The sequence below is a fragment of the Blastococcus capsensis genome, assembly GCF_030165005.1.
Classification (GTDB): Bacteria; Actinomycetota; Actinomycetes; order Mycobacteriales; family Geodermatophilaceae; genus Blastococcus; species Blastococcus capsensis.
The window spans coordinates 37440-50163 of record NZ_JASNNW010000028.1; the positions used below are offsets into that span (position 1 = coordinate 37440).

The 12724-nt window shown below is 73.3% G+C and carries 16 protein-coding genes; 5 read left to right on the forward strand and 11 right to left on the reverse strand.

The features are described from left to right. Positions 1 to 30 precede the first annotated feature (30 nt). The 3 genes from QOZ86_RS19220 to QOZ86_RS19230 form a co-directional block, all read right to left on the reverse strand. Positions 31 to 840 carry an ankyrin repeat domain-containing protein gene (locus tag QOZ86_RS19220; RefSeq protein WP_284493583.1) on the reverse strand — a complete coding sequence of 270 codons (810 nt, stop codon included), beginning with the start codon at positions 838 to 840 and terminating at the stop codon, positions 31 to 33. 229 nt (positions 841 to 1069) lie between these two features. Next, positions 1070 to 1822, reverse strand: a complete 753-nt coding sequence (locus QOZ86_RS19225) for an ABC transporter permease (protein WP_284493584.1) — start codon at positions 1820 to 1822, stop codon at positions 1070 to 1072. Next, on the reverse strand, positions 1819 to 2835 hold the full coding sequence (locus QOZ86_RS19230) for an ABC transporter ATP-binding protein (RefSeq protein ID WP_284493585.1): 1017 nt from the start codon (positions 2833 to 2835) through the stop codon (positions 1819 to 1821). Before QOZ86_RS19230 ends, QOZ86_RS19225 begins: the two co-directional genes overlap by 4 nt. A 113-nt stretch (positions 2836 to 2948) precedes the next feature. Here QOZ86_RS19230 and QOZ86_RS19235 point away from each other — a divergent pair, with 113 nt between their 5' ends. From QOZ86_RS19235 to QOZ86_RS19245, 3 genes are read left to right on the forward strand one after another with little or no spacing between them, the layout of a single operon-like run. After that, complete coding sequence (locus QOZ86_RS19235) at positions 2949 to 3419, forward strand: universal stress protein (RefSeq protein WP_284493586.1); 471 nt, start codon at positions 2949 to 2951, stop codon at positions 3417 to 3419. Positions 3420 to 3433: 14 nt separating this feature from the next. Further along, positions 3434 to 4486, forward strand: a complete 1053-nt coding sequence (locus tag QOZ86_RS19240) for an adenylate/guanylate cyclase domain-containing protein (RefSeq protein WP_284493587.1) — start codon at positions 3434 to 3436, stop codon at positions 4484 to 4486. Positions 4487 to 4530: 44 nt separating this feature from the next. Continuing rightward, entirely contained in the window at positions 4531 to 6168 is a 1638-nt protein-coding gene (locus tag QOZ86_RS19245) for an ABC-F family ATP-binding cassette domain-containing protein (protein WP_284493588.1), read from the forward strand. A gap of 5 nt (positions 6169 to 6173) precedes the next feature. Here the strand turns inward: QOZ86_RS19245 and QOZ86_RS19250 are convergent, their stop codons facing one another. Genes QOZ86_RS19250 through QOZ86_RS19260 form a run of 3 tightly spaced genes read right to left on the reverse strand, consistent with a single transcriptional unit; the run spans position 6174 to position 8218 of the window. Further along, complete coding sequence (locus QOZ86_RS19250) at positions 6174 to 6716, reverse strand: GNAT family N-acetyltransferase (protein ID WP_284493589.1); 543 nt, start codon at positions 6714 to 6716, stop codon at positions 6174 to 6176. Between the two features lies 1 nt (position 6717). Further along, positions 6718 to 7842, reverse strand: a complete 1125-nt coding sequence (locus tag QOZ86_RS19255) for an alpha/beta fold hydrolase (protein WP_284493590.1) — start codon at positions 7840 to 7842, stop codon at positions 6718 to 6720. Further along, entirely contained in the window at positions 7763 to 8218 is a 456-nt protein-coding gene (locus QOZ86_RS19260; RefSeq protein WP_284493591.1) for a hypothetical protein, read from the reverse strand. Before QOZ86_RS19260 ends, QOZ86_RS19255 begins: the two co-directional genes overlap by 80 nt. A gap of 216 nt (positions 8219 to 8434) precedes the next feature. Here QOZ86_RS19260 and QOZ86_RS19265 point away from each other — a divergent pair, with 216 nt between their 5' ends. After that, positions 8435 to 9205, forward strand: coding sequence for an SDR family NAD(P)-dependent oxidoreductase (locus QOZ86_RS19265; RefSeq protein ID WP_284493592.1), 771 nt, complete (start codon positions 8435 to 8437; stop codon positions 9203 to 9205). On the opposite strand, the gene QOZ86_RS19270 is transcribed toward QOZ86_RS19265, so the two are convergent. The 4 genes from QOZ86_RS19270 to QOZ86_RS19285 all read right to left on the reverse strand — a co-directional run bounded on the left by QOZ86_RS19270 (position 9195) and on the right by QOZ86_RS19285 (position 11302). Further along, positions 9195 to 9338 (reverse strand): hypothetical protein, encoded by a 144-nt coding sequence (locus tag QOZ86_RS19270; protein ID WP_284493593.1) that lies wholly within the window; start codon positions 9336 to 9338, stop codon positions 9195 to 9197. The two genes, QOZ86_RS19265 and QOZ86_RS19270, sit on opposite strands and share 11 nt — an antisense overlap. A 198-nt stretch (positions 9339 to 9536) precedes the next feature. Next, positions 9537 to 9671 (reverse strand): methionine/alanine import family NSS transporter small subunit, encoded by a 135-nt coding sequence (locus tag QOZ86_RS19275; RefSeq protein WP_284493594.1) that lies wholly within the window; start codon positions 9669 to 9671, stop codon positions 9537 to 9539. Next, entirely contained in the window at positions 9668 to 10819 is a 1152-nt protein-coding gene (locus QOZ86_RS19280) for a sodium-dependent transporter (protein WP_284493595.1), read from the reverse strand. Before QOZ86_RS19280 ends, QOZ86_RS19275 begins: the two co-directional genes overlap by 4 nt. 108 nt (positions 10820 to 10927) lie before the next feature. Next, positions 10928 to 11302 (reverse strand): SLC5/6 family protein, encoded by a 375-nt coding sequence (locus QOZ86_RS19285; RefSeq protein WP_284493596.1) that lies wholly within the window; start codon positions 11300 to 11302, stop codon positions 10928 to 10930. Between the two features lie 442 nt (positions 11303 to 11744). Between QOZ86_RS19285 and QOZ86_RS19290 the strand changes: the two genes are divergently transcribed. After that, positions 11745 to 12173 (forward strand): hypothetical protein, encoded by a 429-nt coding sequence (locus QOZ86_RS19290; RefSeq protein ID WP_284493597.1) that lies wholly within the window; start codon positions 11745 to 11747, stop codon positions 12171 to 12173. Here the strand turns inward: QOZ86_RS19290 and QOZ86_RS19295 are convergent. Next, the coding region (locus QOZ86_RS19295) for a transposase (protein WP_284493598.1) at positions 12145 to 12724 on the reverse strand (580 nt) is incomplete at its 5' end. The genes QOZ86_RS19290 and QOZ86_RS19295 overlap by 29 nt on opposite strands.

The following is a 12724-nucleotide window of genomic DNA, read 5'->3' on the forward strand; positions in this document are numbered from 1 at the left end:
CGGCTTCCGCGTGCCCCGCCCGGAACGGGCTCAATGGCTCGCCCCGCGCGCTACCAGGAATTCGGCCAGGGCGTCGTTGCCACTGGCCTGCGATTCGTCGGCGCGGCGGTGGCGGGCCGCCGCGACCCGGCTGATGTCGAGGGCGCTGGCGCCGTCGTGGGTGGTGGCGTCGACGTTCGCGCCGGCGTCCAGGAGCAACCGGACGATCTCCGGCGAGTCGCCGGTGCCGCCGGCCGCCACGGCGGTGTGCAGCGGGGTGCGCCCCGTGTCGGGATCCCGGTGGTCGACCCCGGCCCCGGCGTCCAGGAGCAGGCGGACCAGCTCCAGGCGCCGGCCCTCGGCTGCCGCGTGCAGTGCCCCGCCGTCGGGGTCGGCGCCCCGGTCCAGCAGCAGCCGTGCGGCATCGGCCGCGCCGCCGAAGGCGGCCCACGCGAGCAGGTCCACCCCGGTGGTCGGGTCGGTGAGCGGGGCGCCCGCGTCGAGCTCGGCGGTGAGCCGGTCGACGTCGTCCAGGTAGGCCGCGCTGGACGCGTCGACGACCGCACCGAGCTCCACCAGCACCGGCACCAGGCCGGGTGCGTGCTCGAGCGCCACGTGCAGCGGGGTGCGGTGACCATCGGTGCGCGCCGACAGGTCGGCGCCGGCCTCCACCAGGACCGGTACCACGTCGGCGCGGTCGCAGGCGACGGCGAGGTGCAGCGGTGTCCAGCCGCCCTCGCCCTCCCGCTCCACCGAGGCGGTGAGCAGGTGCGGTGCCTCGGTGACGGCGGCGCGGACGTCGTCGGTGTCTGCCTCGGCGATCATCCGGCCGAGTCGCTGCACGGTCATGCGGGTCGTCACGCGGTCTCCGTTCTCCGTTCGGGCCGCCCGGCGCGTGGTCTCGCCCGGACGGGGTCGTGCGCTGTCCGCCGGCGCCTCAGACGATTCCTCGAGTCCGACTCCGTGCCCCGGTCCGCTCCTCGCTCGAAGCCGTACGCCGCCTCCGCGGTCGCTCCGCTCCGCTCCTTCCTCGCTGCGATGCTCACTCCCTGTCGGCGGCGGCCTCGCTGCGATGCTCCCGGGGCTGTCGTCAGACGATGTCACGCCGGACGGCCAGGAACGTGCCCAGCACGGCGGCCACCAGACCGTAGCCGAGCAGCAGGACGCCTCCCTGCCACGCCTCCAGGACGTCCGGGCCCTGGAAGGTCGCCGTCAGTGCCTCGAGGCCACCACCGGGCAACCACTTGTACGCCGTGCCGACGAACTGGCGGATCAGGGCCTCGATGACGAAGAGGTAGACCAGGGCGCCGACGATCGCCCCGATCTGGTTGCGGACGAGCGCGCCCAGGCCGACCCCGATGACGGTGTAGATCACCAGGGCCAGCGCCGAGGTCAGCACGACGCGGGAGTTGTCGCCGGTGAGTGCGGGGACGGCTCCGCGGCTGCCTGCGTACACCGCCAGGACGGCGTAGTTGACGGCCGTGACGACCACCGCGAACGGCACGGCGACCAGGGCGTAGGCCACCAGCTTGGCGATCACGACCTGGCCGCGGTGCGGCGTGGTGAGGAACGTCGGGGTGGCGGTGCGGTGGCGGTACTCCTGCGTCATCCCGATGACGCCGAGCACGAGCATGAGGACGACGGAGTTCGCCGGCCCCGCGAGGGCCAGCTGCTCGAAGGCCGGGCTGCCCACCGGCGGGATGCCCACACCTTCGGTGTCACCGGCGAACGCGGTGAGGAGGACGGTGGACAGTACCGCCAGGGCGACCGCGCCGACCAGCAGCCCGATCCAGACCCGGGTGGTGAACAGCTTGGTCCACTCGGCACGCACCAGGCGCATCATCGGGTGGTCTCCTCGGCGGCCGGACCGGTCGGGGGCGCCGCGAACTGCCCTCGCCCGGCGGTGAGCTGGAAGTAGATCTCCTCGAGGCCGCTGGTCTGCGAGCGGAGCTCGTGCAGCTCGACCCCGGCGGCGTAGGCGCGGGCGCCGATCTCGGCGGTCGTCCGACCGCTGACGGTGAGGGCGTCGCCGTCCAGCGAGACCCCGGTGCCGTCGGCACGGAGGGCCTCGGCCAGCCGGGCGGCCTCCGGGCTGCGCACCAGCACGGTCCCGGCGCCGTCGGCGCCGGACCGCAGTTGCTCCATCGAGCCTTCGCGCACGAGCTGCCCGGCTCCGACGATGACGACCCGGTCGACGGTCTGCTCCACCTCCGACAGCAGGTGGCTGGAGACGAGCACGGTCCGTCCCTGCTCGTGCGCGAGGTGGCGGAGGAAACCGCGCAGCCACTGGATGCCCTCCGGGTCGAGGCCGTTGGCCGGCTCGTCGAGCACCAGGACCGCGGGGTCGCCGAGGAGCGCGGTGGCCAGTCCGAGCCGCTGCCGCATGCCCAGGGAGTAGCCACCCGCCCGGCGGTGCCCGGCGTCGGCGAGCCCGACCTGCGCGAGCACCTCGTCCGCGCGCTGCAGCGGAAGTCCGGCGGCGCGGCAGTAGACGCGCAGGTGGTTGCGCCCCGACCGGGCGGGGTGGAACGCGGTCTCCAGCACCGCACCGACGGTGCGCAGCGGTCGGGACAGCGACGGGTAGGGCACGCCGTCGAACGTCGCGGCACCCGCGTCGGGCTTCATGAGACCCAGGACCATCCGCAGGGTGGTCGTCTTGCCGGCCCCGTTCGGGCCCAGGAACCCGGTGACGGTGCCCGGCTCCACGGTGAACCCGAGATCGGAGACCGCCCGGACGCTGCCGAAGCTCTTCGTGAGTCCGCGGATCTCGACCCGGACGGGGTCGACCCTCGCCGTCGTGCCGCTGGAGATGGCCTGCTCCCTCGTCGGTCCTGGTGGGCTCCCATCCAAGCGCACTCGGCGACGTCCGCGGGAGCCCCGCGCCGTGTGGCATCCCCGGCTGCACCGGGCGGCATCCCCTCAGGTGACCACGGGCACACCGGCCGCGGTGATCCCATAGAGTGCGCGCCGTGAGCGAGCCCGCCAGCGCCTACTCCACGGTCGTCGTCGGAACCGACGGGTCGGAATCGTCCCTGCGTGCGGTGGCCCGCGCCGGCGCCCTGGCCGGCGCCTGCGGGGCGACCCTGGTCGTCGCCTGCGCCTACCTCTCCACGGAGCCGGACGACCGCGAGCTGGCCCGTGCCCAGGACGTCCTGGGGGACGAGGCCTACCAGGTGGTGGGGGCGCACCCCGCCGAGGACACCGTGCGCACCGCGGCCGAGCGAGCCGCTGCCGCCGGCGCGGGCAAGGTGCGCACGGTCGCGGTCATGGGCTCCCCGGTCGAGACGCTGCTGGACGTGGTCCGGAGAGAGAACGCCGACCTGCTGGTCGTCGGCAACCGGGGGCTGAACGGGATCAAGGGCCGCCTGCTGGGCTCGGTCCCCGCCGACGCGACCCGCCGGTCGCAGTGCGACGTGCTCGTCGTCCACACCACCGACTGAGGTCCGGCGAGGGCATGGACGCCGACGTCCCGGAACCCGACGCCCGGGAGGCGATGGAGCGGCTCCTGCTCGACGGTCCGCGCCGGTACACCCGGCTGCAGGTGGGGCAGCAGGCAGGCATGCCGCCGGAGCGCACCCAGCGGCTGTGGCGGGCGCTGGGCTTCCCCGACGCCGCCGACGACGATCCCGCGTTCACCGACGCCGACATCCATGCCCTCGGCGTCCTGTCGGAGCTGATCGAGTCGGGATTCGTGGACGAGGACACCGAAGCATCGATCGCGCGGGCCATGGGCCAGGCGCTGTCGCGGCTGGCTGACTGGCAGGCCGACATGCTCGCCGACGCCCTGGCCCGGACCGGGCCGGACGGCGAGCGGCGGCCGGCCTCCCCCGAGGAGGCCGTGGCGGTCGCGAGCGCGATGCTGCCCAAGCTGCTCCAGCTCCAGAGCTACGTCTGGTTGCGGCACCTGGCGGCCAACGTCGACCGGCTCCTGGCGGCGACCGGCCAGGGGGACCGGCGGGAGCTCGCGGTGGGCTTCGCCGACCTGGTCGGCTACACGTCCCGCAGCCGGGGGATGGGTGGCCGGGAGCTCGGCGCGATGGTGGAGGACTTCGAGAGCATCGCGGCCGAGGTCATCGCCCGGCACCACGGCCGGGTGGTGAAGACGGTGGGGGACGGGGTGCTGTTCACCGCCCGGTCGGCCACCGACGCCGCCGACATCGGGCTCGAGCTGCCCGGGTTCTGGGCGGCCGCGGACCGCCCGCCGCTGCGGGTGGGTGCCGCCTACGGCGCGGTGCTCACCCGGCTCGGTGACGTGTACTCACCGGTCGTCAACCTGGCCAGCCGGCTCACCTCGCTCGCCCGCCCCGGGGCGCTCCTGGTCGACCGCGACCTGGCAGACCGGCTCCGCGGCCTCCCGGGCTACCGGGTGCGGCCGCTGCGCCGGGTGTCGGTGCGCGGCTACGACCACCTCCAGCCCTGGCTGGTCCGCCGGCCGGTGGGCGCGGCCGGCGAGCACGACAGCGGCTACGACGAGGAAGCGTTCGACGTCGAGGACACCGACGGCTGACCTCCGCTGACGAGCCGGCTGGTGCGGCTTGGCACGCTGTAAGGATGAGCGCCACCCTCGTCGCCCGCGGACTGGCGGCCGGTCACGGCGCCCGCGTGCTGTTCTCCGACCTCGACCTGGTCGTCGCGCCCGGCGACGTCGTCGGACTCGTGGGGGTGAACGGCGCGGGTAAGTCCACGCTGCTGCGCACCCTGGCCGGGGACCTTCCGGCGGAGGCCGGCAGCATCGCCCTCAGCCCACCGAGCGCGACCCTCGGCTACCTCCCGCAGGAGCACGAGCGGCGGGCGGGGGAGACGGTGCTGGCCGCGCTCGCCCGACGTACCGGCGTCGCCGCCGCGCAGGCGGCGCTGGACGCCGCGACGGAGGCGCTCGCCGCCGGTGCGGCGGGCGCCGACGACGGCTACGGCGACGCGCTCGAGCGGTGGCTCGCCCTCGGCGGGGCCGACCTCGACGAGCGGGCCGCCGAGGTGGTGGCCGACGTGGCGCCCGGGGTCGCCCTCGACGCGCCGACCACCGGGTTGTCCGGCGGTCAGGCCGCCCGGGTGGGGCTCGCCGCGCTCCTGCTGTCGCGGTACGACGTCCTGCTGCTCGACGAGCCGACCAACGACCTCGACCTGGCCGGGCTGGACCAGCTGGAGCGGTTCGTCACCGGCACCCGGGCCGGCGTGGTGGTCGTCAGCCACGACCGCGAGTTCCTGGCCCGCACCGCCACCCGGATCGTCGAGCTCGACCTCGTCCAGCAGTTGGTGCGCGTGCACGACGGGGGGTACGAGGCCTACCTGGTCGAGCGCGAGGTGGCCCGGCGGCACGCGCGCGAGGACTACGAGGAGTTCGCCGACACGAAGGCATCGCTCGAGGCGCGCGCGCGGATGCAGCGGAACTGGATGGCCAAGGGCGTCCGCGACTCGATCAAGAAGTCCAAGGACGGCGACAAGCACATCAAGGCCGCCAACCGGGCGTCGTCGGAGAAGCAGGCGGCCAAGGCCAAGCAGACCCAGCGCATGATCGAGCGCCTGGACGTCGTCGAGGAGCCCCGCAAGGAGTGGGAGCTGCGCATGGAGATCGCCGTCGCCCCGCGGGCGGGTGCGGTGGTGGCCACGTTGCGCGGGGCCGTCGTCCGGCGGGGCGGTTTCACGCTCGGGCCGGTGGACCTGCAGATCGGCTGGGGGGACCGGGTGGCCATCACCGGGGCCAACGGCTCGGGGAAGTCCACCCTGCTGGCCGCCCTGCTCGGCCGGGTGCCGCTGGACGACGGTACGGGTTCGGTGGGGCCGGCTGTGCGGATCGGCGAGATCGACCAGGCGCGGGGGCGGTTCCTCGGCCCCGAGCAGCTGCTGGACGCGTTCGGCGCCGAGGTGCCCGACTGGCCGACGGCTGAGGTGCGGACGCTGCTGGCCAAGTTCGGCCTCACCGCCGACCACGTGCTCCGGCCGGCCGTCACCCTCTCGCCCGGGGAGCGGACCCGCGCGGCCCTGGCGCTGCTGCAGGCTCGTGGCGTGAACGTGCTGGTGCTCGACGAGCCCACCAACCACCTCGACCTGCCGGCCATCGAGCAGCTCGAGCAGGCGCTGGCCGACTACCCCGGCACCCTGCTGCTGGTCACGCACGACCGGCGGATGCTCGAGGCGGTCGCGACCACCCGGCGGTTCCAGGTGGTCGCGGGTCGGGTCACCGAGCGCTGAGCCGGTCAGCCGGCCGGAGCACCCAGCTCGTCGGCGATGCCGACGGTGTCCATGCCCGACCAGGTGTCCGAGACGTGGTGGGCCAGCACCATGAGGTCGCGCAGCTCGCCGTCGCGGTCGCGGATGTGGTCGCGCAGCAGCGCCTCCCCGGAGAAGCCCAGGTCGGTGAAGAGCGCCAGAGCCGCCCCCTGCTCGGCGACGACCTCCACGACGAGCTTCGACAGCCCCGAGGACACGGCCCCCACCAGGGCCTGCCGGGCCAGCTCGCGCCCGAGCCCGCTGCCGCGGCTGGACGGCGCGACGACCAGGCGTACCTCGCCGACGTGGTCCGACCACCCCGGGAGCGGCCGGACGGCGACGTAGCCGGTCACCTCGTCGCCCTCGACCGCCACCCACCGGCCACCGGCGGACTCGCCGTTCGCCCACGAGCGGACGGTCTCCGGGTCGGTGACCTCCTCCTTGATGAAGGTCAGGTCACCTGCCGGCAGGTCGCCGAAGAACCGCAGCAGCGCGTCGCAGCGCTCCGGTCCGAGTTCCACCACCGCCACGTCAGGCCTCTTCTCTCGTGTCGTCTGCATCCAGCGGATCGCTGCGCCGGCGGACGAAGTCGATGATGGTGGGCACCGTCGTCTTCGCCGCGGTGCGCCCGACGACCAGCCCCATGTGACCGGCATCGAGGCACAGTTCGTGCTTGTCGGGGGAGCCGACCAGGTCGATCAGCGGCGCGGTCGCGTCCGGCGGCACGATGTGGTCGCGGTTGGCGCGCACGGTCAGGAACGGCACCTGGATGTCGGAGAGGTGCACCCGGTCGCCGCCCACGGTGAGCCGGTCGTCGACCATCCCGTTGTTCCGCACCAGCATCTCCGCGGTCTCCCGGGCCGCCGCGCCGGGGAAGGGCACGTGGTCGTCCGACCAGCCGGTCATGGCCTGGTAGGACGCGACGTAGTCGTCGTTCCAGAGCCGCTCCCAGAGGGTCACGTAGCGGGTCACCTCCGCGGTCGGGGTCAGCGCCCGGAAGCCCTGGACGACGACCGAGGGCGGGACGTTGCCGTCCGCGTCGAGGACGGAGCCGACGTCCATCCCGCCGACCGCGAAGATGTCGGCGAGCGGGCCCATGTGCCGGAAGTCGACCGGGGTCGCCAGCACGGTCAGGCTGCGCAGCGGGGCGTCGGGATGGTGCGCGGCGTAGAGCAGCGCCAGGTCGCCGCCGAAGCAGTAGCCGAAGAGGTTGACCTCGTCGGCACCGGAGAGCTCGAGGACGCGGTCGATCCCGGCGGGGATGTAGTCGTCGACGTAGTCCTCGAGCCCGTTCCCCGCGTCGCGCTCGTCGGGCTCGCCCCAGTCGAGCATGTACACGTCGAAGCCGGCATTCAGCAGTTGCTCCACGAAGCTGTTGCCCGGCGTCAGGTCGAGGATGTAGCTACGGCTCACCATGCTGAACACGATCAGCAGCGGCGGTCCGTAGCGGACGCCGCCGTAGGTGTCGGGGTCGTTCCGGTAGTGCCAGAGCTGGGTGCGGCCCCGCTGCCAGACGACGTCCTTGGGGGTCTGCCCGACACCGGGGCGGTCGACGCCGGCGACCAGCTTGATCCCGTTACGAGCCCGAAGGGCGTTGCGCTCGACGTCGCGCCGGACGCGATCGAGCACCGTCTGGGGGCTGGGCACCGTCGGCATCGCTGTCCTCCGTGGTCGTGGCGGTCGTCGGTCGGGAGGAGTGGGGGCGGGACGTGGATCCGCGTCGCCGCTCCTGCTCCAGCTGGATCGTCAGCCGCCGCACCTCGCGGTCGAGCGAGCCGATCTGCGCGCGCAGCCGGCTGATGTCGCTGCCGGCGGGCAGGTTGAGCAGGTGCCAGGCACGCGCGCTCACGCCCTGGACGGAACTGCCCGCGACGGTCTGCGCTCGGCGGAGCAGCGCGGTGGCCAGCGAGAAGTACTCGCTGCGCACCAGGTCCTCGGCTCGCGGGGCGACCGCGCGCTCGGCGGCGTCGAAGGCCTGCCGCCACAGCGGTGGCGACGGCGGGGGCGTGCGGGGGGCCGGCGGCTGGGTCATCGGCCCCCCACCTCCCGCGGAACCTCCACCGACCGGCGCAGGATCTTTCCCGTCGTGCCCTCGGGCAGGGTACCGACAGCCACAGGTGTGGTCATGCGTGCTCCTCCGTGTGCCCCGGCGTGGACCGGGAGCCCCTACCCGGCTCGGCCGGTGATCTACCGCACAGGGCGGATACGGTGGCGGGACAGCCCACCGTCTGCGAGGAGATCCCCGCTCATGCCCGACCGTCCGATCCTCGACCTCTTCCGCCTCGACGACCGCGTCGCCGTCGTGACCGGGGCCTCCTCCGGGCTGGGCGCGGTCTTCGCCCGCACGCTCGCCGAAGCCGGTTGCGACGTCGTGCTGGGCGCTCGCCGGGCCGACCGGCTGGCCGACACCCAGCGGTCCGTGGAGGCGGCCGGCCGGCGGGCGATCGCCGTGGCCACCGATGTGTCGAAGCCGGAGGACTGCCAGGCGCTCGTCGACGCCGCCATGGCGGAGTTCGGCAAGGTCGACATCCTGGTGAACAACGCCGGGGTCGGCACCGCCGCTCCGGCGACGCGGGAGACCCCCGATCAGTTCCGCCAGGTCATCGACGTCAATCTCAACGGCTGCTACTGGATGGCCCAGGCCTGCGGCCGGGTGATGCAGCCGGGCAGCTCGATCGTCAACATCTCCAGCGTCCTCGGGCTGACCACCGCGGGCCTGCCGCAGGCGGCCTACGCGGCCAGCAAGGCGGGGCTGATCGGGCTGACCCGCGACCTGGCCCAGCAGTGGACCGGCCGCAAGGGCATCCGGGTCAACGCTCTGGCGCCGGGCTTCTTCACCTCCGAGATGACCGACCAGTACCCCGAGGGTTACCTGGAGTCGCAGCTGTCCCGGGTGCTCGTCGGGCGCAAGGGCGAGCCCGAGGAGCTCGCTGCCGCCCTGGTCTTCCTGGTCAGTGACGCCGGCGGGTACGTCACCGGGACCACCATCCCGGTCGAGGGTGGGATGCTCACCAGCTGAGCTGCCCCTCGGCGGCGGCGCGGGCGGTGCACGGCAGCACGCGGTCGGCCTCCGGGTCCGGCGCCGGCAGCGCCGCCGTCCCGCCGTCGGCGCGCGAGCCCCAGCGGAGCGGCCAGGTCGCGGCAGAAGTCATCGCGCCGGCCGATCGTCAGCGTGGCCAGGCCCATGACCAGCAGGGCCGGGGGATCCGCCGGGTCGCCGAACGTCTCGTTGGCGAGCTCGAGGTCGCCGACCGGTGTCGTGCGGATGCCGCTGGTCTCCATGGATGCGGACCGGAGTGCAGCCCGTCGGGAAGGGCCCACCGACCCGGGCGAGCGCGGTCTCGGCCGAGTCAGGGGTCCCGGCGTACACCCTCGGCGCGGTCCTCGACGGCGCCGTGGCGCAGCAGGCTGCCGATGGCCAGGGCGAGGCCGCCCCAGATCACGGCCATCGTCACCACCATCATCACGATCGCGTCGGCGCTCACCGGCGTCCTCCTTCGTCGTACCCGGTCACCGAGCGGTCGCGGGGGGCCGCGTCCGCCACGGGTGCCCCGTCCAGCGGTGTCCCCGGATCCGAGCCGGGTGGCGGCCCGTCCAGGTGGGTCCCGGCGCGCCACGGCAGCCGGGCGAGCAGGAAGCCGACCAGCGGCAGCGCCACGACCAGCAGCCAGCCGAAGCCCAGCAGGAGCCAGGTGGGGTAGCCCTCGTAGGGCGCGGCGAGGTCGTCCCGCACCGCGAGGACGAGCACGATGGCCAGGCCCACCGGGGCCACGACGCTCGTCAGCACCCGCCAGCCGGTGCCGACCCGGGGTCGACCGTGGACGTTGAGGTGGTCGCCGAGTCGGGGCAGTGCCCGCAGCACCCACGCGACGACCAGCATGCTGACCAGCGCCACGACGAGGATGCCGTACTGGTTGACGAAGTGGTCGACGACGTCGAGGACGTAGATGCCGCTCGTCGTGCTGAACAGCACCAGGCTCAGCACCGCGGTGGGCACGACGACGGCGAGGGTCGCGGTGAGGCGACTGGTGTCGAGCTTGTCGCGGACGGCTGAGATCACGACCTCGATCACGCTGATCAGCGAGGTGATGCCGGCGATGACCAGGGACCCGAAGAAGAGGACGCCGATGAGGGTGCCCCCCGGGGCCTCGCTGATGATCGTCGGGAAGGCGATGAAGGCCAGGCCGATCCCGTCGCTGGCGACCTCGCCGACCGCGACCCCGCCGGCCTGGGCCATGAAGCCGAGGGCGGCGAACACGCCGATGCCGGCGAGCAGCTCGAAGCTGGAGTTCGAGAAGCCGACGACGAGGCCGGAGCCGGTCATGTCCTCGCGGCGGCCGACGTACGAGGCGTACGTGATCATGATGCCGAAGCCGATCGACAGCGAGAAGAAGATCTGGCCGAACGCGGCGGCCCAGACCGAGGGCTCGGTGAGCGCCGCCCAGTCGGGCGTGAACAGGGCGTCGAGGCCGGCACCCGCTCCCGGCAGCAGCAGCGCCTGCACGACGAGGACGGCGAAGGCGAGCACCAGCACCGGGATGAAGACCAGCGAGATCGCACCGATCCCGCGCTGGACGCCGAGCGCCATGACCACCAGGACGGCCAGCCAGACGACCGCGAGGGGTACGAGCACCCCGGGCACCACGTCGGCGGTGACCTCGACGTCACCGGCCTGCAGGTACTCCCCGAAGAAGAAGCCCTCGGGATCGGCGCCCCACGCCTGGTCGAACGAGAAGAAGGTTTAGCTCAGCGCCCAGGCCAGCACCGCGGCGTAGTAGACGGCGATGAGGAAGCAGATGGCCACCTGCCACCAGCCGAGCCCCTCGGCGCCGCGGCGCAGCCGGGCGAAGGACAGCGGCGCGGAGCCCCGGTGGCGGTGGCCGATCGCGTAGTCGAGCAGCAGGAAGGGGATGCCGGCGGTCAGCAGCGCGACCAGGTAGGGCACCACGAAGGCTCCGCCGCCGTTCTCGTAGGCGACGTACGGGAAGCGCCAGATGTTGCCGAGGCCGACAGCCGAGCCGATCGCCGCCAGGATGAAGACGCGCCGGGAGCTGAACGCGCCGCGGCGGCCCTCGTCGGCTGCCTGGGCGGTGGCGCGTCGACCTGTCGTGCTCATCCGACCTCCTGCCTCGTGGTCCGCCGAGCCCGCAGGCACCTCGCGCACCGGGCCTCGATGGGCCGTCGGGAAGAGCGTGCCAGAACCGGGGGACGTCGACAGCTCGGGCGCTACCGGGCCCCGGCTGCCGCCGTCGGCCTCCCTGCGATGCCCGGGTCGAGAGGCCTGGCCGGCGCGCCGTGAGAGGACCGCTTTTCTAGCGCATCACCTCTGGTAGGTGTCGCCCCTCGTCGGCACGGGGGCCTGACCTGCAAGGTCGTTCCGACGGGCCACCCCTCTCGTCGCGAGGTAGGCAGCCACTGAGTGTAGTCGGCCTGTCGTTACTCAGCGCGTTCGAATGATTGCGGGGTGCCATGAGGCCTGAGACGGTGGTCGGACTGATCGGTTCGGCCCGGTCTCTGATCTCGTGAGGTGCGCAGTGGCTCGTTCTGTTCTGCCAAGGATGTCGGGGCTCCGCTCCCGGGCCGCCGGAGGGCGGCGGCTGGGCCGCACCGTCACAGTCACAGTCACGGTCGCGGCCGCGGCAGTGGTGGCCGGGTCGGCGACCGGTGTCCTCGCTGCGCCGGCGTCGGCGCCGGTGGCCGAGGTGGTGGTGAACGAGAGCCTGCAGCCGGTGCTGCACGGCCAGGCGACCGCCACCGGTACGGGGGCGCAGTCGATCACCTTCTCGGCGCGGACGGTGGGGTCGGCAACCTGGGATCTGCTGGACAACGTCGCGGTGGCCGGCACCGACGCCTACACCCAGCTGCCCGGAGGGCGGCTGTCGATCGGGCAGCGGTTCGAGTACCAGACCGCGCACTGCGACGACACCGGCTGCACCAGCTCGGCGATCAAGAGGCTCTTCACGATCGAGGGTGTAGTCGACTCCTGAACCCGCCGGTCTCGAGAAGCGATCGGGCGATGTAGTTGGTCAGGTTGCGGAACCCGAGCGCGGAGCCTCGGAGGTGCTCGAGTCGTCCGTTGATCGCCTCGGTCGGTCCGTTGGAGGTACCGGGCCGGTCGAAGTAGGCCAGCACGTCGGCAGCGCGCTTCTTCAGCGTTCGGCCCAGCGTGATGACCTCGCTGAGCGACTTCGGCACGCCGGTGCTGACCGAGTCGATCAGGTCGATCATCAGCTTGCGGCCGCGCCGCCGGTCGTCTTCTCGGTAGGCAGCGATCATCCGCTGGTAGATCCCCCACGTGGCCTCGACCTCGACGTGCTCATCGGCAGCGAAGAGGGCTCGAAGGCGTTGGGTCTGCTTGTCGGTGAGCAGGTCGGCGCCGGTGTGCAGCGTCCGCCGGGCGCGGTAGAGCGGGTCGTTCTTCATGCCGCGGTGGCCGTGCAGGGCCTGCTGGACCCGTCGGCGGCACCGGTCCAGCGCATCGCCGGCCAGGCGGACCACGTGGAAGGGGTCCATGACCGCGACCGCCTCGGGCAGTTCC